The organism is Aliidiomarina maris (assembly GCF_003987335.1).
Lineage (GTDB): Bacteria > Pseudomonadota > Gammaproteobacteria > Enterobacterales > Alteromonadaceae > Aliidiomarina > Aliidiomarina maris.
Genome location: NZ_PIPK01000003.1, coordinates 54,366 through 76,752 on the forward strand (window position 1 = coordinate 54,366; position 22,387 = coordinate 76,752).

Genomic DNA, 22,387 nt, shown 5'->3' on the forward strand with positions numbered 1-22,387 from the left:
GCGCAGGTGGCGCAGCATGCGAACACAAACAACTCGAATTAAAGCCTGTTTCACAAGGTACCGCCTGAGCGACTGACTGGTTGCCGCTGCAACCATCAGGTACAATAGAGGTTAATATTTCTTGGTTATTTTCTCACTGTTATGACAGATAGCGCAAATAAAACTCATGATCGTATTTACGCGACGCCACATGCCGAGGTCGCAGACTTCAGTTTCGACGAGCGCGTTGCGCAAGTATTTCCAGACATGATTAACCGTTCAGTGCCGGGTTACGCCACTATGGTGCATGGGATTGGGCGCTTAACCGCTCGCTATGCACAATCTGGCACTGTGTTATACGACCTGGGTTGTTCACTCGGGGCAGCGACGTTAGCGATGAAGCAAAATAATAGCGCCGAAAACTGCCTTATCGTCGGTCTGGATAGTTCTAAAGCTATGGTGGAACGCTGCCAAACTCACGTGAATGCGTTTCGCGGCAATACGCCGGTTGAAATTCGCCTCGCCGATATTCTGACCGCCGACTACGAACCTTGCTCAGTGGTGGTGCTTAATTTCACGTTGCAATTCATTGACCCAGATATGCGATATGCGTTACTTGAGCGTTTATATCAGGCACTGGTGCCAGGTGGCATTTTGATTCTATCGGAAAAAATTCGCGCCGATGACGCAACCAATGATGCGCTGCTGATTGACCTGCATCATGAATTTAAGCGTGATAACGGTTACAGCGAGTTGGAAATTAGCCAAAAGCGCGCCGCGATTGAGAATGTGATGCGCCTGAACACCCTGCCAGAGCATATTGAGCGTCTGCAAGCTATTGGTTTCAGTCATATTGATAACTGGTACCGGTGCTATAACTTCACCTCGATGTTTGCAATCAAAGGGCACAACTGACACCGCTATGATGATTGATTATTCAAATTTTTATGCACGCATTGCGCACAGCCCATTACGCGATTGGCTACAAACTTTGCCCAAGCAAGTTGCCGACTGGCAGCAGCAACAATTACATGGTGACTTCGGTCAGTGGGCGAAAACTTTGCGCTTACTGCCAGAGGTAGAACCCAGCGAGGTAGACCTGCAAAATCGGGTCAAATTTGGGGTCGAGAGCGATATTCAGCCAGGGGATGCAGCAAAACTTCAAGGTTTGCTGCAACAATTTAAACCTTGGCGCAAAGGACCATTCGATTTATTTGGAATGTCAATTGATACCGAATGGCGCTCGGACTGGAAATGGGATCGCGTCGCGCCCCATTTAGATAGTTTGCAGGATCGCCACGTATTAGACATAGGTTGCGGCAGTGGCTACCACCTTTGGCGAATGAAAGGTGCGGGTGCAAAAATGGCGGTGGGTATCGACCCAGGTCAGCTTTTTATCATGCAATTCAAAGCGATCCAAAAATACGCCCCTCAAGCCATAACAAATGATGTAGAGCTTTTGCCTTTAGGGGTTGATGACCTGCCAAAGCTTCAAGTTTTTGATACGGTTTTTAGTATGGGCGTCTTGTACCATCGACGCTCCCCAATTGAATTCCTCACGCAATGCCGCGACCAATTGCGTAAAGACGGACAGTTAGTGCTGGAAACCTTGGTGATCCAAGGTGATGAATACAGCGTACTGATGCCTGAGGATCGCTATGCGCAAATGCGCAATGTCTGGTTTTTGCCAAGTACAGCAGCACTGTGTTTATGGTTGCGACGATGTGGGTTTAAAGACATCCAAGTGGTTGATTTGAATCGCACAAGTGTTGAGGAGCAGCGGGCTACAGCGTGGATGGAGAATCAATCTTTAGTAGATTTTCTTGATCCAAAAGATACATCTAAGACTATTGAAGGATATCCCGCACCATTACGTGCGGTAATCACGGCCCGCAGAATCTGACAAACATCGATGCGGGCCCAGCAAGCCTGTTATACTCAGATGTTTGAAGGATTACAACGTGAGCGTGTACAGACCTAAAACCACCGTTGAACAGTGGCGCATTTTGCAAGCCGTTGTAGATTTCGGCGGCTATGCGCATGCTGCAGAGCAACTGAATAAGAGCCAGTCGTCGTTGAACCATGCGGTTGCTAAATTGCAGCAGGTGCTTGGCGTTCAGCTTCTAGAGGTGCGTGGTCGTAAAGCCTACCTGACCGATATTGGTGAGGTCATGTTACGTCGCTCCCGGCAGTTAACACAAACCATTACTGAGCTCGAACAGCTCGCAGACAATCTGCATTTCGGTTGGGAGCCAGAAGTTCGACTTGCAATTGAAATGGTGTGCAACCGTGCACCTATGCTGCCAGTTTTTGCTGATTTCAATCGCGAAAGCCGTGGCAGTCGATTGGTCATTGACGACACCGTGCTCACGGGTACCCTTGAGCAAATTATTGAGCAGAGTGCCGACGTAGTGATTACCCACAATCTGCCAAAAGGCGTGTTAGGCGAGCCCTTTGGTGAGTTCCGCATGGAGTTGGTGTGTCACCCACAGCATGAACTTGCGACGCTGCCACAGCCGATTAAGCAAGCCGATTTACTCAACCACCTGCAGGTCGTGATTCGCGACACCGCGAGTAAGCCTGCTGAAACCTCAGGTTGGTTAAAAGCCGAACAACGCTGGACCGTTAGCCATTTTGACGAAGCCCTGCGTTTGGTCAAATCAGGCTTAGGTTTCTGCTGGTTGCCAACCTACATGACCGAACAAAGCATCGCCCGCGGTGAGCTTGCGCGTTTAATTATCGACGGCAGCTCACATCGCAGCGGTTTACTTTATTTGGTGTTACCGAAAGGCGAGAAAACCGGCCCGTGCGCCAAGCTACTCGCCAACAAGTTACTGGAGATGAAGCCTCAAGTGGTATCCAACGTGGTTGAGTTGGGACAGGCTTAACGCAGGCATTTGGTTTTCAGGCTTGCATGCAAGCTCGAAAACCAAGTAAAAAAGCGGCTCATGCAGCCGCTTTTTTGTCACTGAGGTTTTGTTGGATCTCAACTGGCGTGCGCTACTTCACCCCGTTTAACCAAGCCGAGAACTCTTTACCCAACGCAGGGTGACGCTTAGCGTACTCGACAAATGCTTGTACATAGCCAAGCTTATTACCACAGTCATGGCTACGGCCTTTCATGTAATACGCATTGACTTGCTGCTTATCTAACAACATCGCAATGGCGTCTGTGAGCTGGATCTCGTTACCTGCACCCACTGGGGTAACTGCCAGTAGCGGCCATAGCTCACGGGTAAATACGTAGCGCCCAACCACAGCTAAATCCGAAGGCGCGCTTTCTACGGGTGGCTTTTCTACCAACTCTTTAATCGGCGCTTGTTCCCCTGCGTTTAGCTCAACGCCGCCGATATCAGCAATACCATAACTACTGACTAGTTCCTTCGGTACCTTTTCCACCATCACCTGGCTGACTCCTTGCTTGGTGAAGCTAGTCACCATTTCTGCCAGGTTATCTTGCTTGAGATCAGAGGCCACATCGTCAATCAGAACGTCAGGTAGCACCACGGCAAAAGGCTCGTCACCCACTAGCGGGCGCGCGGTTAAGATTGCGTGTCCAAGGCCTTTAGCCACGCCCTGACGCACATGCATAATAGTCACACCAGGCGGACAAATGCTTTGTACTTCTTCGAGTAACTGACGTTTAACCCGGCTTTCCAGTGTAGCTTCTAATTCGAAGCTGGTGTCGAAGTGGTTCTCGATTGAGTTTTTACTCGAGTGGGTGACTAAGATAATTTCCGTTAACCCTGCTGCAGCACACTCATTAACGATATATTGAATCAGTGGTTTATCCACCAGCGGCAACATTTCCTTGGGAATCGCCTTAGTTGCCGGCAGCATGCGTGTACCTAAGCCTGCCACGGGAATAATTACTTTGCTGACCTTTTGGCCTGACTGAGTCACAACTTCAGACATATTCAATCCTTTATTTAATTCGATAACCTAGTATGAGGGCGCACAAGCGTTTGCTATTCGATGTAGAATGACCAATAGCGCATGCGCAACGCAGTTTGGTCAGTTTACCACTGACGGGCGCAAAAATGATATGATTGCAATGTTTAAGCGTTGTAAGTTTTAGAGGTCAGAATGAAATTTTATTTGAGTGCACGAAAAGTACCCGCATTAACGCCTTATCGGGCGACCCAGCGTGCGGTGATTATTCAAATGGCCGCTCGCGCTATGCCATTACCGCGTCGCTATTTGACCAATACGCTTAAATTAGTGGTGCTGATTGCGCTATTCTGGCAATTGGTGAGTGTGGAAGGTTGGGGCTTACGGATCGTTGCGCTGCTCGCTGCAGGTCTTCTCTACCCCTTGCTACTGCATCCGCTGACGCTGAACCTGGCCCGTCCGTATTTAGACGAAGCGGTCAAGGCTTACGAGGCGCAGCAGCGTGAGCAAGCAACGACAGATTCCGATTAAACCGGACTGATGACCATTCGGTATTAAGCGGCAGACGCCGCACTGCGCTGATTATGCACAATTTGCACGTGGGTAGAGCCATCACCGATGCGCAGCTGATCGCCGCTACGCACCTGACCTTGGTGACTGGTGTAGCTGGCATGCGCCCAGATACCAAGTGCAAGATCAGGTCTGCTATCTAATGACATGCGTAAGCTGTCACCCGCATGCCCCCAGTGAATTGCGCCGCTATCGCCATCGAGCCAAATCAACACCATGTCAAAAGCAGCTTTCATTTTCGAATGGCATAATTCTGCATTTAAGCGTTCTAACACTTTGTGCGGGTTTGAAAGCATCGCTGGATGATTGGCCGTCGCCGTGCGTACTATCGGATTCAGAATGGTTTTCAGTACCAACAACGACAACAGACTCTGCCCCGTTAAGGCCTGGGCACTGGACACAATCACCAAGGCTTTATTGTTGGGTAAGCGGTGATAGTCGACCCAATAGTTTTGTAGGTCATCATCAGCAATGCTGTGAGTGATTTCGAAGGCTCCAAGCTGCAAAGGCTCGTGGGGCGTTAAGTCTTCTGCCAGTTGCTGCACCATCTGATCACTGTCGAAAAGCACGTCAATATGGTCGTCAAGCTCCCAGCGTTCACGCTCCCAACTCGCTTCTAACGAAGTGCGATTGAGGCAGTTTTGAATGGCTACGTCAATGGTTTCGAGCTGCTCAATGGGCTTGACCATGTAGTCCCAGGCACCAAGGCGCACCGCCTCGCGGATATCAGACATACGTTCCGAAGCAGAGATGACGATCACGGGCAGTTGAGCAAAGGTGTGCATCATGGTTTGCAGCACCTCCAACCCGCTCATATCGGGCAAGCCCAAATCGCAGATCACGACATCGATGTCATGTTCTTTTGCCAGCACTAGTCCTTGCTCACCGTTGTCTGCACAGATCACATGATAACTACGCTGCGCTAAGAAGTTGCACACCAGTGACTGAAACACTGGGTCATCCTCTATTAGCAGTACCTGTGTACTGAGCATACCTGCCTCCAATTGCGTATATCGTGGCTTAAGCATCGTTCAGCAATGGGGTTTCGTCAATGTTCATTGATAAATGTTAACATGGAATATTACTTTACTCATAGAAATGGCGACCCTTATGGCCGCCATTGAAAGTATTCACTACGGTTGGTGCGATGGCTAGCGACGCTTAAGCATTTGCCACGCCCAAGCATGGTCGCTGTCAGGCCAGCCTTGCACAATCCAGTCATGACTCTGCCACTGCACATCCGTGGACTCAACCTGTGCCCAGCCACCATCGTCCCAATCGTCGTCCCAGCCATCCAGATCTTGATCCCAGCGGTCGTCACGCGGTGGCTCACCGTCGTATACTTTATCCTGCCAATACGAGAAATAAACGTCGCGCACAAAGGCGTATTCGTCTAACGAGTTCTCAAGCATAGGCTCGACTTCACGCAGCTCCAGGCGCTGCTCTAAACCACGAATAAGAAAACGTGCAGCGGTCAAATAAATATTGATGAATTGTGTCGGTGAATACAGGTCATCGACTAAGTCACCACCACGGTCAATCACCACAGTCGGACCCAGCCCAGGTAGCATTACGTAGGGGCCATCAGGAGTGCCCCATACGGCTAAAGTCTCGCCAAAGGTTTCCCGTTCCTGCTCTAAGCCAACGTGACTAGCCACATCAAAGAAACCCAGTAAGCCAACCGTTGAGTTGACCACAAAACGTCCCGCGCTGACCAACGAAGCTTTCGGCTTCCATTGCAGCAAATTATTCACCACTGACGCGGGCTCCGTCAGGTTTTCGGTAATATTATATAAACCAGTCCGCACCGGTTGGGGCACATAGGCATATGCATTGGCCGCTGGGGTAATAAAGAACGGGTCAAGAATATTGCGGTTCAAACTCCACATGCGTCGGTTGAATTCTTCCCAAGGGTCACGCTCGTCTCGAAAATCAAATTCTGGCTCGGACATCGCATGTTCAGCCTGCGGCTGATCACCCTCTGCAGGTTCAACGGCTTGTTCATCTGGGGTTGAAGAGCAAGCCGCTAACATCAACGCTAAACCTGCCGCAAGCGGCAGTCTCAACCATGTTTTCATCAATGCATCTCACTAATTGTCAGCCGAATTTGCTGACCAGATTCCTTGTTTACCAGACGTGGCCGCGCTTCCATCACGCCAGGCACGACGTCTATCGTATCGCCTACGGTCAGGCGCGCACTTACCAGCCAACTATCGATAGTTGCCAGGGTGTGGCCATCTACCATGGCGTCTTCTTCCGTTAATGTCAAAGTTACCGGCAGGTCAGAAACACCTTGACGCACCACCGCCGCTGGCGCACGTTGACCGTCCGGGTCACGCACAAATACAAAGATATTTGCATGGGGTGGCATTTCATTGCGCAACTCATCGCTAATATCCACCGTGACAGTAATAAACATCAGCTCACCCGAAGCACGTTGCTCTGCACTTTCAAGGGAGCGTTGGATAGAGGCATAACGTGGGTCGCTTTCATCCAACAAGCGTAAGGTCAGGCGCCAAGCTTGAGCTGCCTGCTCAAAATCACCACGTTCATATGCAATAATACCGAGTAAACCGAGTGCTTCCACGTTGGTCGCCTGGTTCTCAAGCACGCGTCGGATATTACGCGCAGCTTGTGCAAGTTCGTTATCACTACCCATCATAATTAAAGCTTGCGCGTGTGCAATCAGGGTCGATGTGCGGTTCGGATCGAGTGCAAGTGAGCGTTCAAACGCATCAATACCCTGCTCCACTTGGCGCATCTGCATCATCACGCGGCCATATAGCATCCACGCGCCCGCATCGGGGTCCTGTTGTAAACGTTGGCGCAAGCCCAATGCAAATAATTCCACTTCCTCTTGGGTCGCCTCTGCAGAGGCATCGCCCATAATCCGCTCTGACAACGCAGGCAATTGTGCTAATGCCGTATCGGCTTGCTGCTGTTGCCGCCAGCTATCACCGACCCAAAAGTACAAGACTAAGCTTAAGCCGACTAAGGCCACCACAGGCACCAGCATGCCAGCTGGTTGTTCGGTAATCGGCCGCTCTTCATCTGCGTTGTCAGCCACAAATGTCTTTTTCAATTCGAGTAGTGCCGCCTCATAATCGGCGTCACTTAAGGTGCCTTCCGCGCGCTCACTTTCCAGTTCACTCAAGCGCGATTGATACAACTCGCGATTCGCTGCATGCATGCCATAGGTCGCTCGTTGCTGGCGCTTGACCAACAATAACAGCGCGACCGCACCGATTAATAATATTGCTAACGCTGCATACCACATTATTTGCGTTGCTCCTTAGCCTGTTCAGAGTCATCTGCGTTTAATAACGCATCCAGTCGAGCCTGCTCATCTGCCGACAAATCAACCGTTCGGCGTTGGCGCCGTGTCATCAGTACTATCGTCAACACACCGCCGAGCAGCACTGCAGCAGGACCTACCCAAAGTATTAAGGTACTGGCATTCACAGGTGGCTTGTAATGTACAAAATCACCGTAACGAACACGCATAAATTCAATAATGTCTTCGCGACTTTGGCCTTCCATGGTCATCAAGTACACCCTATCGCGCAGGTCAACGGCCAACGGCGCGTCTGAGTCCGCAATACTTTGATTTTGGCATTTGGGACAGCGCAGTTCATTCACCAGTTGGCGAAATTGACGCTCTTGGGCGTCCGTTTCAAACTCATATTGCGCGCTATTAGAACTGGGGTTTGCGCCCGCTGCAAAGGAACCAAGCAGCAGCGTACTAAGGCCAACCAGCAGCACAGTCAGAATACGTGTATACAGCATGCTATTGGCCTCCACTCAACATTGCTTGATAACGTTCAGGCACTTGCATACCCGCATCTGCCATCGCCTGGTAATACAACCGAGCGACGGTGCTATCCCATACGCGCTGGTTCATGTCGCCCACATGACGGTGCAAAATTATACCGTCAGCGTCAATCACATAGGTTTCTGGCGCGCCATACACGCCTAAATCAAGCGCCAGCATGCCCGTTTCATCAAACAGATTGATTTGATAAGGGTCTTCCAGCTCTTGCAGCCAATTCACCGCGGCACGGCGTGAATCGTCTTTGTAATTCAGACCAATGATGTACACGCCGTCTTCACGCAACTGATTTAAAAAGGTGTGTTCGGCATAGCACGTCGGGCACCAGGTGGCCCATACATTGAGCAGCATCGGACGGCCACCAATAATGCTTTGGTCGTGAGTGCGGTCTGGGTTATACAGGTCCGGCAATTCAAACGCCGGCACCTCACGCCCAACTAATGCCGACTCCAGTTTGGTGGGGTCTGAAAATAACCCTGAGTACAAGAACACCGCTAAGCCCATAAATGCGACCAAAGGCAGCATAAAAATCATCGTCTTCACACGCTGGTTCATAAGTTACCCCCAACTTGGTTAGGTGTTGCTTTACCCATGACCTTGTTGTCGCGTTTGCCCAATCGATAGCGACGGTCTGAAATCGACAGCGCGCCGCCAATGGACATCACCAAAGCGCCCAACCAAATCCAGCGTACAAAAGGCTTATACTGGATTCTGAAAGCGAAACTGCCGTCACCGAGTTCATCGCCTAAAGCAACGTATAAATCGCGGAACGGGCGCACCTGCAAGCCAACCTGTGTCATCACTTGACGCCGTACATGGTAAAAACGCTTTTCGGTAAACAAGGTTTCAACTTCGCGACCATTGCGGCTAATTCGCATCACGGCTTTGTCGCTATGGTAATTTGGCCCGTCAACTTCGCGCATTTCCTGAAACTCAAAGGTGTACCCTTGCAGTTCGAAGGTATCGCCTACGGCCATACGCACATCACGCTCAATTTCGTAATTTTGCACCATCGCAATACCGACGATAGTCATAGCAAAACCTAAATGGCCTAGCACCATACCCCAATGGCTACGACCGAGTTTGACTAAGCCCTGCATTTTGTTTTCACGCTGCGCCACACGCATGCGCAGTTCGGCCACGGTCGCAAATACAATCCACAACGCTAAAATTAAACCAAGTACCGCGAGGCCACTGATTTGACTGGTAAAAATAGCAGGTAACGCAAACCCAAGACCAACCGCTAAGCCAAATGCAAGTAGCACTGACTTTTGCAGCTCTGGCCATTGCTGTCGGCGCCAACGCACTAATGGGCCAAGGCCTAAAATCAGCGCAAACGGCACCACTAGCCACATAAATAGCTCGTCGAAGAAAGGCTCACCAATAGAAATGGTGCCAAGCCCTAGCTCTTGGTGTACCAACGGTAATAACGTACCAATCAGCACCACCATGGTGGCAACCACCAACAGGATGTTGTTACCGAGCAACATGACTTCGCGCGAGAATAGTTCGTAGCGCGAATAGCTTGATACTTTTGATGCGCGCAGTGCGTAGAGCAGCAACGAACCACCAATGACGACCCCAAGGAAAGCCAACAAGAAGGTGCCTCGTGCAGGGTCTGTGGCGAAGGCATGCACCGACACCAGAACCCCTGAGCGGACTAAGAACGTACCTAGCAAACTTAAACTAAAGGCTGAAATAGCCAGTAATACTGTCCATGACTTGAAGCTGCCTCGCTTCTCAGACACTGCCAGCGAGTGCATCAGCGCGGTACCGACTAACCACGGCATAAACGAAGCGTTTTCCACCGGGTCCCAGAACCACCAGCCGCCCCAACCAAGTTCGTAGTATGCCCACCAACTACCTAATGCAATGCCTAAGGTTAAGAATATCCAGGCCGCAATGGTCCAAGGGCGCGACCAGCGTGCCCAGGAGCTATCAAGGCGGCCACCGAGTAAGGCCGCAATGGCAAATGCAAACGCCACCGAGAAACCCACATAGCCCATGTACAATAATGGCGGGTGAATGATCATGCCGGGGTCTTGCAATAACGGGTTGAGGTCATGGCCATCCACCGGGATCAGCGGAATCGTGCGGTCAAATGGATTTGACGTGAGTAGCATGAAAAAGTAGAAACCGACGCCTATCATCCCCATCACAGCCAATACGCGCGCAGCGAAAATTAACGGTAAGCGCTTAGAAAATACCGCTAACGCAGCTGCCCAGCTGGCTTGCACCAACATCCACAATAAGAATGAGCCTTCGTGTGAACCCCACACCGCGGTCAATTTATAAATGCTTGGCAATGCGGTGTTCGAGTTCTGAGCGACGTTCAAAATTGAAAAATCGCTGACTAAAAAGCCCCAGCACAACGCAATAAACGAAATTAACGTAAACACGAACATGCCGTAGGTCAACGGCCGCGCCAGCGCCATCTGGCCACCGTGGCGACGTACGACACCGACCAAAGGAATGACCGTGAGCAGGAGTGAGAACGCGCAGGCAATGACCAGCGCAAAGTGGCCTATCTCAGCGATCATTGCTGGCCTCCATAAGAGCTACCGTAAGGAGTACCCTCGCCTTGCTGCCACTGCGAAGGTGGTACATGACGGATGCCTTTAAGTGCTTCTGCAAGCTCGGCCGGCATATATTCTTCATCGTGTTTCGCCAACACTTCGTGCGCAAGTACACGGTTCGCACTTAACAACTCGCCTTGGGCGACAATACCTTGGCCTTCACGAAACAGGTCTGGCAGGATACCCGTGAATTCTACAGTCACTGTAGCGGGTCCTTGATCGATTAGGTCAAACGCCACGGTCAAGCCGTCGCCGATGCGCTCAACACTGCCCGGTACCACCAAGCCACCAATGCGCAAGCGCTGGCCAACTTCCGGCTTAACCTGAGCAGCCCCCTTGCCTTCGACAATTTCGGTTGGCGTATAAAACAAATCAATGTTTTGGGACAGCGCATACAGTACCAACGCAGTAGCGCTGGCGAGCGTGAACAGAATAATACTTACTACCGTTAAGCGGCGTTTACGTCTTGGGTTCATAATCTCGACATCTTATTTGCTAAATTGAAATCGGTTTGGGCTGCGCACGTTCAGGCCTAACTTGGTTTAAGCGCCTGGTGCGCTTGGCTTACCGCGTTTGGCACGCGCGGCTTTTATCCGCTCAGCGCGCGCAAATTGCTTCAAAGCTTCGCTTTTAAATATTTTGCGCACATAAAAAGTGTGCCAAGTCAGCACGCCGAAGCAGGCTAAGGTTGCAAGGTAAGCAGACCATACATAGACACCATATGTGCCCATTGCGAAGAAATCAGCCAAACTATCAAACTGTCCCATGCTTCCCTCCTTTTTCGCCCGCCAGGATTTTAATCGCCCAAGGCCGACGCACTTCGTTGATCAGGATAAGGTTGTTTAACCGCATGACGATAAACGCCGAACACACCAGCATAAAGGCAAATACGCAGGTGAGTAACGGCCACAGCATCACGCCAGGCATTGCAGGCGCCTCTAAGCGAGTCACCATTTGGGTAATGGTGGAGGTCTGGTGCAACGTATTCCACCAGTATACCGAGTAGTGGATGATGGGAATATTAATAACCCCGACCAGAGCAAGAATGCCCGCCGCCTTCGCCCCGGTGCGTTGGTCTTCAAAGGCCATGTGTAACACCATGACACCCAAATACAAAAACAATAAAATAAGCTGGGAGGTTAAACGCGCGTCCCATACCCACCAAGTGCCCCACATTGGCTGGCCCCAAATAGCACCGGTAAACAGGGAGATAAATGTCAGCATGGCACCAACTGGCGCTATCGCACTGATAGCCCATTCCGCGGTACGAATTTGCCAAACCAATGCAATTAACGCGGCAATCGCCATACCCACATAAAAGCCCATCGACCAAATCGCAGCCGGCACGTGGATAAAAATAATTCGGTAGCTGTCACCTTGTTGGTAGTCTGCGGGGGCGAAGACTAAGCCCCACACGACACCAACTAACATCAGGGTAAGTCCTGGCCATAGCAACCAAGGTAAGATTTTCTGATTCAAACCAAAGGTTGCTTCTGGTTTTGCATACGGGTGTAACCAACGCCACATATTAATTTACACTCACTTGTAAAGCCGCACGGATTGCCAATGGTGACAGCCCTACCGACAACACTAAAAACGCTGCCATTAAGGCCAAAGGCCCGCCGGCACTCATATTCATACTGGCCGCTTCAATCGCTGCGGTCGCAAAGATTAATAGCGGAATCAATAGCGGTAATAACAACAAACTCAATAGCGCCCCACCGCGGTTCAAGCTCACTGTCAACGCAACGCCAATAGCACCTACAGCACTTAATACGGGCGTGCCCAATAACAGGGTCAATAGCAACACCGGTAGTGCATGCATGGGTAAATTCAGCAGCAATGCCAGTAATGGCGATATCACTAACAACGGCACTGCGGTGGTCACCCAGTGCACAATAATCTTACCCAACACCGCGAGTTCTATTGCACAGGGCAATAGCAGCATATGTTCTAACGCCCCGTCGCGAAAATCATCACGAAACATGCGTTCAAGGCCCAGCATTGCCGATAACAACGCGCTGACCCAAATCACCCCAGGCGCAATTTGGCTCAAAGTACCAGCACTGGGGCCAACCGCCAACGGAAATAAAGTAATCACCACCAGCAAAAAAATAATCGGATTCAGCAGTTCATTGCGATTACGCATCGCGACCTGGAAGTCGCGCCGCACGACTTGCAGCAGAATACGTGTTTGGCTCATAGCGCGTTTGCCTTACCAGTTATATTCAAGTTGGATACGTACCAACGACTGACTCGCCCAATCGAGTGGCTGATGCGAGGTTAAGATAATCGCGCCACCTGCGGCCAAATGCTGGCTAAACCGCTGATGCAGCATCTCAATGCCAGCGACATCCAGCGAAGTAAAGGGTTCATCAAGAATCCATAAACGGCTCGAGCTTACCCACAAACGCGCTAACGCTATGCGTCGCTGCTGCCCAGCTGACAGATTACCTGCTGGAATATCTTCTAACCCCACTAACCCGACTTGCTCAAGTAAATCAAACGGCGGTTGTGCACAAGGTTGACCTTGTACCGCGGCAAAAAAAGCCAAGTTCTCCAGCCCCGTGAGCTCTGGCTTGACCGCCGCTTTATGCCCGATAAACAACAAGTCTTGCAAAAATTCGCTACGTACGTGTTGACTTAGCTCACCCCGATAGCGAATTTCTCCGCTTTGGGGCCGCAATAAACCCGCAATAATCCGTAGTAAACTCGACTTGCCCGCGCCGTTCGGGCCCTCAATCTGATACATCCGGCCGGCTTCAACTTGCAAGTTAAAGTCACTAAACAAGGTGCGCTCACCACGAATTGAGGTGATATGAACGATGTCTAGTAGCGGGGCTTGCTCTGCGGCCCCGGCATGTGCAGAAACCGCCTGATTTGAAGCCAGAGTTGACTGCTTGCTCACGTCGTTTATACCTTGTCGGTCGGGTCGTTAAATGTGGCGGATTTTACCATAAGTTGCACCCAATACGCGACTTTACAGCTACGCGGATCGCAGGCACTATGCCAAGATGATGGAAAAACCAATTGCCACTGCAAGTTTGTTGCAGCAACTTATCCAGCAAGCCAGCCAAGCGTCGCGCCCTCTGGACGCTAAACTAGTGCAAACCGCAGCCTCGCCTGCACCCAATATGGTGGCAACCGACGCCAGTATTCGGCTACCTTTAGCGTTACAACAATTACTGGCGCAGCATGGGCAAATACATACGCTATTGCCGCAATTAAACCTAATGACACAGGGTTCGGCGCACATTGGCCCACAAAGTTCATTCGCCAGCCAAGTATTAAGCGCCGTATTACCGCTACTGCAGGCTCAGTTCGCCAACCTAGGTAGTGACATTAAGCCCACGCAGTTGCAGCAGTGGGTCAGCCAATGGTTTGGCTTTAACCCGATACGCGCGCTGACTCAGCCGGTGGAAGCCAGCCAAGGTTTGAGCCGAGGGTTAGGATTAGCCATTCAATGGTTATTGCTACAACGAGATCCCGCCAGTGTGATAGCACGCCTACTAGGCCAAAGCCTGGGCCTTGCCAACACGGGGGCAACAAGCACACAAACCGCCGCTGTGCTGCCACCTCAATGGGCTGCGTTAGCGCAAACCATGCAAGGTAGCTTGCAGGACATCCGCTTAAGCCAAGTGCATTTAGCGGACACCAGTGCCCAGCAACACAGTGAGTATTTTTTAGTGGTGCCTTATCAAAGTGGTGAGCACACGCGCGAGCTGGAATGGCTGCTTAAACGCGAGGCGCGCAAAGCGCAAAACCAAACCACCGAGCAGTGGCATTTTAGTCTTAAGTTTGACACGCAACGCTACGGTCGCATGCTGGTAAAAGGCACTGTGGAACAGGCTGAAGAGTCGCCTATTCGCGCGCTGCGTTTTTATCTCGATAACCAGCATCCAGAGCCGACTCGCATTGAGTCTTTTCAGCACCATTTGCAGCAACTGACTCAGCGTTTAACCGATGCGGGACTGGCCGGCATTGAGCCAGAAGTGTATTTAGCGCCGGTGCCTGATTCATTGGCACCCAGCCCCAATCAACTAGCGCAACAACATCATGTGACAAGGTCGACATAGCACATGGCTAAACAGGATAAAAAATCGAAAACCGCTGTTGGATTACGTTATGCAAAATTGCACGACGAAACGGCCAAGGGTGCACCTAATGTGGTGGTGAAAGGCTACAACGAGTTGGCGGAAGAGATTATTGCCACGGCCAAAGCACATCATATTTTGGTGCACGAAGACCCTGAGCTAGCTGAATTCCTGCAACGGTTGGAGGTAGGGGATGAAATTCCACCAGCACTTTACGTGTTGGTGGCAGAGATTATTGCTTTCGCAACTTGGCTCGACCTGAAAGCTTAAGCACCGCGCCCCCGTTAAGCGTCATTGCGTCGGTGCAGTGAAATCAGTAGTTCTGCCTCATTACGCGGAATCTCGCATTCCGCCATCAGCTCTTCCACGCTGGCACCCTTTTCCACTAATTTGGCGGCACGCTGATAGAAGCGACTTTCCGGTGTCTGCTCTTCAATCTCTGCTTGGCGTTGCTGTAACGCCTTTTGTGCGCTTTGCAGGCTTTGTTGCAACTCGTGCAGTTGTTGCTGCGACTCCGCAAGGCTTTGTTGGCGCTGCTGCAAGTCGCTAAACTGCTGAGTTAATTCATGCTGGCTTTGTTCTAAGTCAGCAAACTGCTGCAAAATATCCTGGTGGGCTGACGCCAATGGCTTGGTGTATTTTTCGCTTTGCAGCTTGGCCGCTTTGTTGGCCGCTTGCTTCGCCGCACGCGCCGCGGCAGTGGCTGCAGACTGCGCAGCCGAATCAGCCAAAGCTTGCGCAGTCGCGGCAAAATCCTGACGCTGGCGAACTAATGCAATCACTATCACCACAACCCCCGCGAGGGCAGCAATTGCCAAGCTCAAACTTAACCAATGATGAAACATGAGTTGCATGTCGTGCTCCAGCCTTGGACAGTTTATAAGCGAGAAATTTCGTCCCACTCATCGTCGCTCAACAACTTGTTCAAGTCGACTAAGATGAGTAATTCGCCTTCACGGTTGCTAACACCTTGAATAAATTTCGCGCTTTCTTCAGTACCCACATTTGGTGCACTGTCAATTTCTGACGAACGCAGGTAAACCACTTCAGCAACGCTGTCGACCAAAATACCAATCACTTGCTGTTCAGCTTCAATGATCACAATCCGTGAATTGTCGGTGACATCATGCCCAGGCAAGCCAAAGCGCGTACGCGTATCAATCACGGTCACCACATTGCCACGCAAATTGATAATGCCTAACACGTAGTCAGGTGCGCCTGGCACTGGTGCAATTTCAGTGTAACGCAGCACTTCTTGTACCTGCATCACCGCAATGCCATAGGTTTCGTCTTCAAGCTGAAAGGTGACCCACTGTAAAATCTGGTCGTTGCCTTCTTTCGCAGTTTGGTTCTTCAGGCTGCGATTGTCGTGTTTTTCATTTGTCTTTGTCATTGTTGCTCCATCGCATCAGCGGACATTAGCCCTGACTGTTTAAACCCTGTTCGAGCATATCGATCATGGCGTCTACGTCTAAAATTGCGCACATTTTTTCACGCACCACACCCGCTAACCAAGGGCGTTTACCTGCACTATTCTGACGCCATTGTACATCATCCGGTGATAATGTTTGAGTGGTCACCAAGGTTTCACATGCAAGCCCCCAGCGGCTCTCGCCCAACATAATCAAATACTGATAATCAATCGCTTCAGCCATAGCATCATTGTACTTCTCCGGCATCACCCATTGCGCAGTATCCACCACGTTCAGCTTCTCTTCGCGATTGGTCATGATCCCTAAGTACCAAGCCGGTTTACCGAAAATGGTGTTTGGCTCTTTCCATTGGTGAATGCCACCCAAGCTTTTCAATGGTACTGCCAGTTTGAGCCCTGCAACACTAAAAAACAACGCCTGAAAGTTACCCTCTTGGTAATCTTTCATATTACTCACGGGCGGTGGTGGTACCTCGGCCAGTACGGCTGGTTGCTCACGTTGTGCTTGCTCAATTTTCTCTTGTTCAAGCCGTTCTTGTTCAAGCCGTGCTTGTTCGAGCCGTTCTTGTTCGAGCCGTTCTTGCGCCAGGCGTTGAGCTTTGGCAGCCGCTTCCGCCTCGGCACGCGCTTGCTGCTCGCGCTCAAGCTCTGCGGCGCGGGCAAACTCAGCTTCAAGGTCAGCGCTCTGCTTAAGTGCTGCTTGGGCCAGCAGCTTCTCGAGCTGTTGCGTGTCTGGTTCTGCAACGCCAACGCCTAAATTCGGCGCTTTGGCGTCTTTTGCCAGCCGCTGCGGCTGTAAAGTTGTTTCAGCACTGTCCTCTTCAAACAACAATGCGTCTAAATATTCGTGCATGGCACGTTGCTGATCAACCCGGCTCATGGCGTTACCTCACGCACACTCTCACCCTGCGACAATAAACTGGTCAGCAAGCCTTTATAGGCAAATGCACCGCGGCTACCCTTGGCATACATAGAAATCGGCGTTTGTGCCGTGCTGGCGTCACGAAACTTGGTGTCCGTTGGAATCATCCCATTCCAGACTAAGCGCCCATGCTGGCGCCGCAATGCCTGATACGCTTCCAATGACGCTTTCGTACGCTTGTCGTACATCGTGGGGACGATAGTGACATTATGCTTCAGGCCTTTTGAATCCTGCACCATTCGCAACGTACTCATCATGCGGTCCAGACCTTTAAGCGCCAGAAACTCAGTTTGTACCGGCACAATGACGCGATCTGCCGCCGCCAATGCATTAATCATCAACACCCCGAGTATCGGCGGCACATCAATCAGAATATAGTCAAAGTCGCTAGCGACCAGCTTGCGTACGCGGCGCAATAGTAAACCCATGCCGCTTTGTGAACCTAACTTACGGTCTAAGGTTGCCAGCGCCATCGTGGCTGGCAACACGGCTAAATTATCAAACTGAGTCGGGCGAATCGCTTCATCGACCAGTGTTTTGTCAGTGTCTTTACCCGCCATAAACAGGTCATATAAGGTGGCTGCACCATCGTCACCGTCGATATTAAAGTAATAGGTCAGTGACGCGTGAGGGTCGGTATCAATCAGCAATACGCGTTTGCCACGCTCCGCTAGCATGCCACCTAAGCTTACCGTTGTGGTGGTTTTACCTACCCCACCTTTTTGATTGGCAATCGCCCAAACTATCACAGCATGTCCTTTACTTTGGCTATCAAAACTTTCATCTCAACGTCGAAAGCGCCAACGGCGACTGCTACAAGCCTACTCAGCTGTAGCCAACTTCGGCTAAAATCGATGCCGCCATTCTATTCAGTGCAATGTCTTTACTCGAAATACCAGCCGCAGCCACCGCTTGAGGCATACCATAGACCACGCAACTATCGCGATCCTGCGCCCAGATTGTCGCGCCATTATCTTTCAACATTCGGCAGCCTTCACGCCCATCTGCACCCATACCGGTCAAAATCACCCCGAGCACCTGCCCGCCAAACACCTTACTCGCCGAAGCGAAGGTTAAATCGACGCTTGGGCGGTAGGTAATGCGTTCACTATCGTCAGTACGAATACGCAGACGCGCTTGACCACTGCGACCATCGACCAACATTTGAGTGCCGCCCGGGGCTAAATAAGCGACGCCCGGGCGCAGGGTGTCGCCGTCGCTGGCTTCTTTCACCTCGATTTTACACAGCCCATTGAGGCGTTGCGCAAAAGCTTTAGTAAAAGCGGCTGGCATATGTTGCACCAGCAAAATTGGGTAAGGAAAATTCGCTGGCAACTGAGTCAAAATCGTTTGTAACGCCACAGGCCCACCCGTCGAGGTGCCGATTGCGAGCAATTTATAGCGCGTATTTGCCTGAAGACTCGTGCTATCGACTGCTTTATCGACCTCAGCTTTGTCGCCATCGCTTTTACTGCTCTCGGCTCGTGCCGCAACCGTATCGCTGCGGCGAGCTTCACTCGAATCTTGACCACTTAAGCGTGCCGATGGGCTTGCGCTGCGCGTACCCGGCGCCGAATGGCTTGGCTGCGATTGGCCGAATGACGACGTGCGGCGACTTGTGTCAGGACTTGATGTTGCGCGGCTTGTGCCTAGGCCTGCACTCGGGCGCGGCTCAGGTTTGCCCGGCGCTGGTCGCACGCTATCAGTGCTTGCACGCTTACTAATGCGACTGACACGCTTACGTGCCAATTCAATCACACGCTGCTGCAGAACCGACGTCGCCTCATCGCGATTTCGCGCGATATCTTCAAATTTCTTGGGTAAGAAATCCAGCGCACCCGCCTCTAATGCATCCAGCGTCGCACGCGCGCCATCGTGAGTTAGCGAACTAAACATCAAAATGGGCGTCGGACACTGGTCCATAATTTCACGCACCGCGCTGATGCCATCCAACACCGGCATTTCAATGTCCATGGTAATTACATCGGGGCGCAATGCTTTTGCTTGATCCACTGCAGCTTGACCGTCTGCGGCCGTGCCGATCACTTCCATCTCACCGTCAATGGTCAGAATTTCACTCACCCGACGGCGAAAAAAGCTCGAATCATCAACGACTAAAACTCGAACTGTCATAGTATTACCCTAACGCTTCGCATAGCGTTTTAACAAACTTGGCACGTCGAGAATCAACGCGATACCGCCATCACTGGTAATAGTTGCCCCAGCCATACCCGGCGTACCTTGCAATAAACGATCTAGCGGCTTAATCACCACTTCTTCCTGGCCGATCAATCCGTCGACCACAAAGCCCACTTGTTGCGTGCCTAACTGAACGACCACCACGTGACCTTCTGATGGCCGCTTCGACCGGTCCGCGCCACGTTTAAGCCAATGCTCCAGATAGAATAATGGAATCGCTTTATCCCGCACAATCATGGTGCGTTGGCCGTCAACGGTGTTAATTAAATCTAAATCCAAACTAATGATTTCGCTCACTTGCGCCAAAGGTAACGCGAAGGTTTGCTTCGCCACTAGCACCATTAAGGTTGGCAAAATCGCCAGGGTCAGAGGTAACTTAACTTCCAAACGGGTACCGCGACCAAGCTCTGAATCAATTCGCACCGAGCCATTCAACTGATTAATTTTGGTTTTCACCACGTCCATGCCAACACCACGGCCTGAGACGTCAGAAATTTGTTCTTTGGTGGAAAACCCAGCTGCGAATATTAAATTGTAGGCTTCTTCGTTACTCATACGTGCGGCTGAATCTTCGTCTAATACACCGCGCTTAATCGCCAAACGTTTGAGCTTTTCCGCATCCATGCCGGCACCGTCATCAGTGATGCTCAGCAAAATGTGATCGCCTTCCTGTGACGCAGCTAACTTGACATTACCAATGCGCGGTTTACCGGCTTTCTCACGCTCGTCTGGCAATTCTATGCCGTGGTCCACCGCATTACGCACCAAGTGCACGAGTGGGTCCGCTAATGCCTCAACGAGGTTTTTATCCAGGTCAGTGTCTTCACCGGATAATTCTAAATTAATTTCTTTTTTCAATGTGCGCGCAAGGTCACGTACCACGCGCGGGAAGCGACCAAACACTTTCTTAATCGGCTGCATGCGGGTTTTCATCACCGCGCCCTGCAAGTCGCCAGTTACCACATCCAGATTGGCAATGGTTTTGCTGAGCTCTTCCGAATCGATATCCTGTTTGTTATCCAAACTTAGCAAGCGGTTTCGCACCAATACCAGTTCACCGACCATGTTCATGATGTCGTCAAGACGCTTGGTATCAACCCGTACCGTTGTGTCCGCAGCGGCAGCTGGCGCGCTGGCCGCTTTCGCCGCAGGCTTAGCCTCATTCGCAGGTGCTGGCGCTGGCTTTGGAGCACTTGGGCTTGGCTTGTCAGCCGCTTTGGCAGGTGACGCTTTGGCTGCAGCATCGCTACTACTGCTTTGGGCGCCTTTAAAGGAACCTTTGCCATGTAAATCGTCTAGCAATGCCTCAAACTCATCGTCTGAAATTTCATTGCTTTGCTGCGTATTAGCGGCTGGCTTACTACTTGGCGCAGCGGGCTTATCCGCCGGTTTATCTGCCTTTGCCGCTGGCTTGCTGCCCTTACCATGAATTTCATCCAGCAATGCTTCAAACTCATCGTCGGTGATATCATCGTTATTGCTCTTAGGCGATGGTTTGGCGTTACTTTGAGCCCCCTTAGGTGCCTCTGATTGAGGCTTCGCTGCGGGCTTTTTACTGCCATGCAGTTCATCAAGTAAGGCTTCGAATTCGTCGTCAGTTATTTCATCGACCCCGCCGTCACCAGACACTTCAGTGACACTTGAGGCAGAGTCAGACGCTGCAGGTTCGTCCTCGGCGGACTGTGAACTCGTCGATAGCTTTTCCGCCTGCTCAGAACCTTCAGGCTGGGTGAAGTACTCCAAGGCAGCAATTAAGCTGTCTTCGGCAGGAACAGGCTCTTCGCGCGCTTGCACTTGGGCAAACTGAGCGTTGATGGTATCAAGCGCTTGCAGGATCACGTCCATCAGCTCAGAATTCACACTGCGCTGACCATTACGTAAGGTATCAAACACGTTCTCTGCTGCGTGGCTGGTGTGCACCAACTCTGTCAATGACAGAAAGCCTGCGCCCCCTTTCACGGTGTGGAAACCACGAAATATTGCATTCAGCAAATCACGGTTGTCAGGCTCATTCTCAAGCTGAACAAGTTGTTCGGAAAGTTGCTCAAGGATTTCCCCTGCTTCGATTAAGAAGTCCTGTAGAATTTCTTCATCTACATCAAAACTCATGCGCGCGTTGCTCCTAGAATCCTAAACTGGACAGTAAGTCGTCGACCTCATCCTGTCCCTGTACGACGTCTTTGCGTTCTTCAGGGTTTATAATTGGGCCTTCAGCACCAATGGGATCAGATTTTTTCGGCGCTTCACCGTCTTGGCGTCGCTCTGCTCGGGCGCGTTCTTGATCGCCAAAGACTTTGAGCAACTCAATTAAGCTCACTTCCACTTCTTGCACTAATTCGATCACGCGACGGATCACCTGACCGGTTAAGTCTTGGAAGTCTTGGGCCATCAACACTTCAGTCAATAAGCTCTGTAACTGTGACGAGTCACCAGACGCCTGTCGCATAAATGTATCGACCTGATGGCAAAGAGCTTTAAATTCAGTGAGTTCAATGTCCCGACTCATGAGCTTTTCCCACTGGGGCGCAATATCACCCAAGTTGGTATTGAGCTTTTCCGCCAACGGCAAACTTGCCTCAACAGCATCCATCGTGCGATTTGCCGCATCTTCGGTGCGCTGAATGACGTACTGCAGACGATTTTGCGCATCAGGCAGCTCGTCCGCAGTTAATTGTTCAATGCGCGGATCAAGTTGGAAATCATGCAACGAATTGTGCAATTGCCGGGTCAAGCGCCCGACTGAATTAAACAAGCCTTCGTTGGACGCGTCTTTGAGACTTAGAAAAAGTTGGTCAGCCTGGGCTTGTTCACCGGCCTCTAATAACGAGACCAGTTCACGTGCTTGTTCCAGACTGATACTGCCTGTGGTGTGTTGCGCTGAATCCCCCATCGCAA

Annotated in this window: 25 protein-coding genes; 6 read left to right on the forward strand and 19 right to left on the reverse strand. The window is 51.1% G+C overall.

From position 1 onward, the window contains the following. The first annotated feature begins 141 nt into the window (after positions 1 to 141). Genes cmoA through CWE07_RS04485 form a run of 3 tightly spaced genes read left to right on the forward strand, consistent with a single transcriptional unit; the run spans position 142 to position 2,867 of the window. Positions 142 to 894 (forward strand): carboxy-S-adenosyl-L-methionine synthase CmoA, encoded by a 753-nt coding sequence (gene cmoA, locus CWE07_RS04475; protein ID WP_111568571.1) that lies wholly within the window; start codon positions 142 to 144, stop codon positions 892 to 894. Positions 895 to 904: 10 nt separating this feature from the next. Beyond that, positions 905 to 1,882 carry a tRNA 5-methoxyuridine(34)/uridine 5-oxyacetic acid(34) synthase CmoB gene (gene cmoB / locus CWE07_RS04480; protein ID WP_420836537.1) on the forward strand — a complete coding sequence of 326 codons (978 nt, stop codon included), beginning with the start codon at positions 905 to 907 and terminating at the stop codon, positions 1,880 to 1,882. Positions 1,883 to 1,940: 58 nt separating this feature from the next. Further along, a complete protein-coding gene (locus CWE07_RS04485) occupies positions 1,941 to 2,867 on the forward strand; it encodes a LysR family transcriptional regulator (RefSeq protein WP_111568569.1) in 927 nt (308 codons plus the stop codon). A gap of 112 nt (positions 2,868 to 2,979) precedes the next feature. On the opposite strand, the gene galU is transcribed toward CWE07_RS04485, so the two are convergent. Beyond that, the gene (gene galU, locus CWE07_RS04490; protein ID WP_111568568.1) at positions 2,980 to 3,894 is read right to left on the reverse strand and encodes a UTP--glucose-1-phosphate uridylyltransferase GalU; all 915 of its coding nucleotides are present in this window, start codon (positions 3,892 to 3,894) and stop codon (positions 2,980 to 2,982) included. Positions 3,895 to 4,065: 171 nt separating this feature from the next. Between galU and CWE07_RS04495 the strand changes: the two genes are divergently transcribed. Beyond that, positions 4,066 to 4,401: a DUF6170 family protein gene (locus CWE07_RS04495; protein ID WP_111568567.1), complete on the forward strand. Its 336-nt coding sequence runs from the start codon at positions 4,066 to 4,068 to the stop codon at positions 4,399 to 4,401. Positions 4,402 to 4,424: 23 nt separating this feature from the next. Here CWE07_RS04495 and CWE07_RS04500 read toward each other — a convergent pair whose 3' ends face one another. The 11 genes from CWE07_RS04500 to ccmA form a co-directional block, all read right to left on the reverse strand. Continuing rightward, complete coding sequence (locus CWE07_RS04500) at positions 4,425 to 5,432, reverse strand: response regulator (protein ID WP_157983217.1); 1,008 nt, start codon at positions 5,430 to 5,432, stop codon at positions 4,425 to 4,427. 159 nt (positions 5,433 to 5,591) lie between these two features. Further along, positions 5,592 to 6,518: an MlaA family lipoprotein gene (locus CWE07_RS04505; RefSeq protein ID WP_111568565.1), complete on the reverse strand. Its 927-nt coding sequence runs from the start codon at positions 6,516 to 6,518 to the stop codon at positions 5,592 to 5,594. Continuing rightward, positions 6,518 to 7,717 carry a c-type cytochrome biogenesis protein CcmI gene (gene ccmI, locus CWE07_RS04510; protein ID WP_111568564.1) on the reverse strand — a complete coding sequence of 400 codons (1,200 nt, stop codon included), beginning with the start codon at positions 7,715 to 7,717 and terminating at the stop codon, positions 6,518 to 6,520. The genes CWE07_RS04505 and ccmI overlap by 1 nt, the downstream gene beginning before the upstream one ends. After that, on the reverse strand, positions 7,717 to 8,226 hold the full coding sequence (locus CWE07_RS04515; protein ID WP_111568563.1) for a cytochrome c-type biogenesis protein: 510 nt from the start codon (positions 8,224 to 8,226) through the stop codon (positions 7,717 to 7,719). Before CWE07_RS04515 ends, ccmI begins: the two co-directional genes overlap by 1 nt. Before the next feature lies 1 nt (position 8,227). Next, positions 8,228 to 8,824, reverse strand: a complete 597-nt coding sequence (locus CWE07_RS04520; RefSeq protein ID WP_111568562.1) for a DsbE family thiol:disulfide interchange protein — start codon at positions 8,822 to 8,824, stop codon at positions 8,228 to 8,230. Next, positions 8,821 to 10,809 carry a heme lyase CcmF/NrfE family subunit gene (locus CWE07_RS04525; RefSeq protein ID WP_111568561.1) on the reverse strand — a complete coding sequence of 663 codons (1,989 nt, stop codon included), beginning with the start codon at positions 10,807 to 10,809 and terminating at the stop codon, positions 8,821 to 8,823. The genes CWE07_RS04520 and CWE07_RS04525 overlap by 4 nt, the downstream gene beginning before the upstream one ends. Further along, positions 10,806 to 11,321, reverse strand: a complete 516-nt coding sequence (gene ccmE, locus CWE07_RS04530) for a cytochrome c maturation protein CcmE (RefSeq protein ID WP_111568560.1) — start codon at positions 11,319 to 11,321, stop codon at positions 10,806 to 10,808. The genes CWE07_RS04525 and ccmE overlap by 4 nt, the downstream gene beginning before the upstream one ends. A 66-nt stretch (positions 11,322 to 11,387) precedes the next feature. Next, entirely contained in the window at positions 11,388 to 11,612 is a 225-nt protein-coding gene (gene ccmD, locus CWE07_RS04535) for a heme exporter protein CcmD (RefSeq protein WP_111568559.1), read from the reverse strand. Next, the gene (locus CWE07_RS04540) at positions 11,599 to 12,372 is read right to left on the reverse strand and encodes a heme ABC transporter permease (protein WP_111568558.1); all 774 of its coding nucleotides are present in this window, start codon (positions 12,370 to 12,372) and stop codon (positions 11,599 to 11,601) included. Before CWE07_RS04540 ends, ccmD begins: the two co-directional genes overlap by 14 nt. Position 12,373: 1 nt before the next feature. After that, positions 12,374 to 13,048 carry a heme exporter protein CcmB gene (gene ccmB / locus CWE07_RS04545; protein WP_111568557.1) on the reverse strand — a complete coding sequence of 225 codons (675 nt, stop codon included), beginning with the start codon at positions 13,046 to 13,048 and terminating at the stop codon, positions 12,374 to 12,376. Positions 13,049 to 13,060: 12 nt separating this feature from the next. Continuing rightward, positions 13,061 to 13,753, reverse strand: a complete 693-nt coding sequence (gene ccmA, locus CWE07_RS04550; RefSeq protein ID WP_241974062.1) for a cytochrome c biogenesis heme-transporting ATPase CcmA — start codon at positions 13,751 to 13,753, stop codon at positions 13,061 to 13,063. A 106-nt stretch (positions 13,754 to 13,859) separates the two neighbouring features. Here ccmA and CWE07_RS04555 point away from each other — a divergent pair, with 106 nt between their 5' ends. Both CWE07_RS04555 and CWE07_RS04560 read left to right on the forward strand, forming a co-directional pair. Then, on the forward strand, positions 13,860 to 14,921 hold the full coding sequence (locus tag CWE07_RS04555; protein ID WP_111568556.1) for a hypothetical protein: 1,062 nt from the start codon (positions 13,860 to 13,862) through the stop codon (positions 14,919 to 14,921). A gap of 3 nt (positions 14,922 to 14,924) precedes the next feature. Beyond that, on the forward strand, positions 14,925 to 15,209 hold the full coding sequence (locus CWE07_RS04560; RefSeq protein WP_111568555.1) for an EscU/YscU/HrcU family type III secretion system export apparatus switch protein: 285 nt from the start codon (positions 14,925 to 14,927) through the stop codon (positions 15,207 to 15,209). Positions 15,210 to 15,223: 14 nt separating this feature from the next. Here the strand turns inward: CWE07_RS04560 and CWE07_RS04565 are convergent, their stop codons facing one another. From CWE07_RS04565 to CWE07_RS04595, 7 genes are all read right to left on the reverse strand, one after another. Next, a complete protein-coding gene (locus CWE07_RS04565) occupies positions 15,224 to 15,793 on the reverse strand; it encodes a DUF2802 domain-containing protein (protein WP_241974063.1) in 570 nt (189 codons plus the stop codon). Between the two features lie 23 nt (positions 15,794 to 15,816). Beyond that, a complete protein-coding gene (locus CWE07_RS04570) occupies positions 15,817 to 16,332 on the reverse strand; it encodes a chemotaxis protein CheW (protein WP_241974064.1) in 516 nt (171 codons plus the stop codon). Between the two features lie 25 nt (positions 16,333 to 16,357). Beyond that, a complete protein-coding gene (locus CWE07_RS14480) occupies positions 16,358 to 17,251 on the reverse strand; it encodes a chemotaxis protein CheW (RefSeq protein ID WP_111568554.1) in 894 nt (297 codons plus the stop codon). Next, positions 17,248 to 18,042, reverse strand: a complete 795-nt coding sequence (locus CWE07_RS04580; RefSeq protein WP_111568553.1) for a ParA family protein — start codon at positions 18,040 to 18,042, stop codon at positions 17,248 to 17,250. Before CWE07_RS04580 ends, CWE07_RS14480 begins: the two co-directional genes overlap by 4 nt. A gap of 76 nt (positions 18,043 to 18,118) precedes the next feature. Then, a complete protein-coding gene (locus CWE07_RS04585; protein ID WP_111568552.1) occupies positions 18,119 to 19,426 on the reverse strand; it encodes a protein-glutamate methylesterase/protein-glutamine glutaminase in 1,308 nt (435 codons plus the stop codon). Between the two features lie 9 nt (positions 19,427 to 19,435). Continuing rightward, positions 19,436 to 21,601, reverse strand: coding sequence for a chemotaxis protein CheA (locus CWE07_RS04590; protein ID WP_111568551.1), 2,166 nt, complete (start codon positions 21,599 to 21,601; stop codon positions 19,436 to 19,438). Between the two features lie 13 nt (positions 21,602 to 21,614). Next, on the reverse strand, positions 21,615 to 22,382 hold the full coding sequence (locus tag CWE07_RS04595) for a protein phosphatase CheZ (protein WP_111568550.1): 768 nt from the start codon (positions 22,380 to 22,382) through the stop codon (positions 21,615 to 21,617). Positions 22,383 to 22,387: the final 5 nt, after the last annotated feature.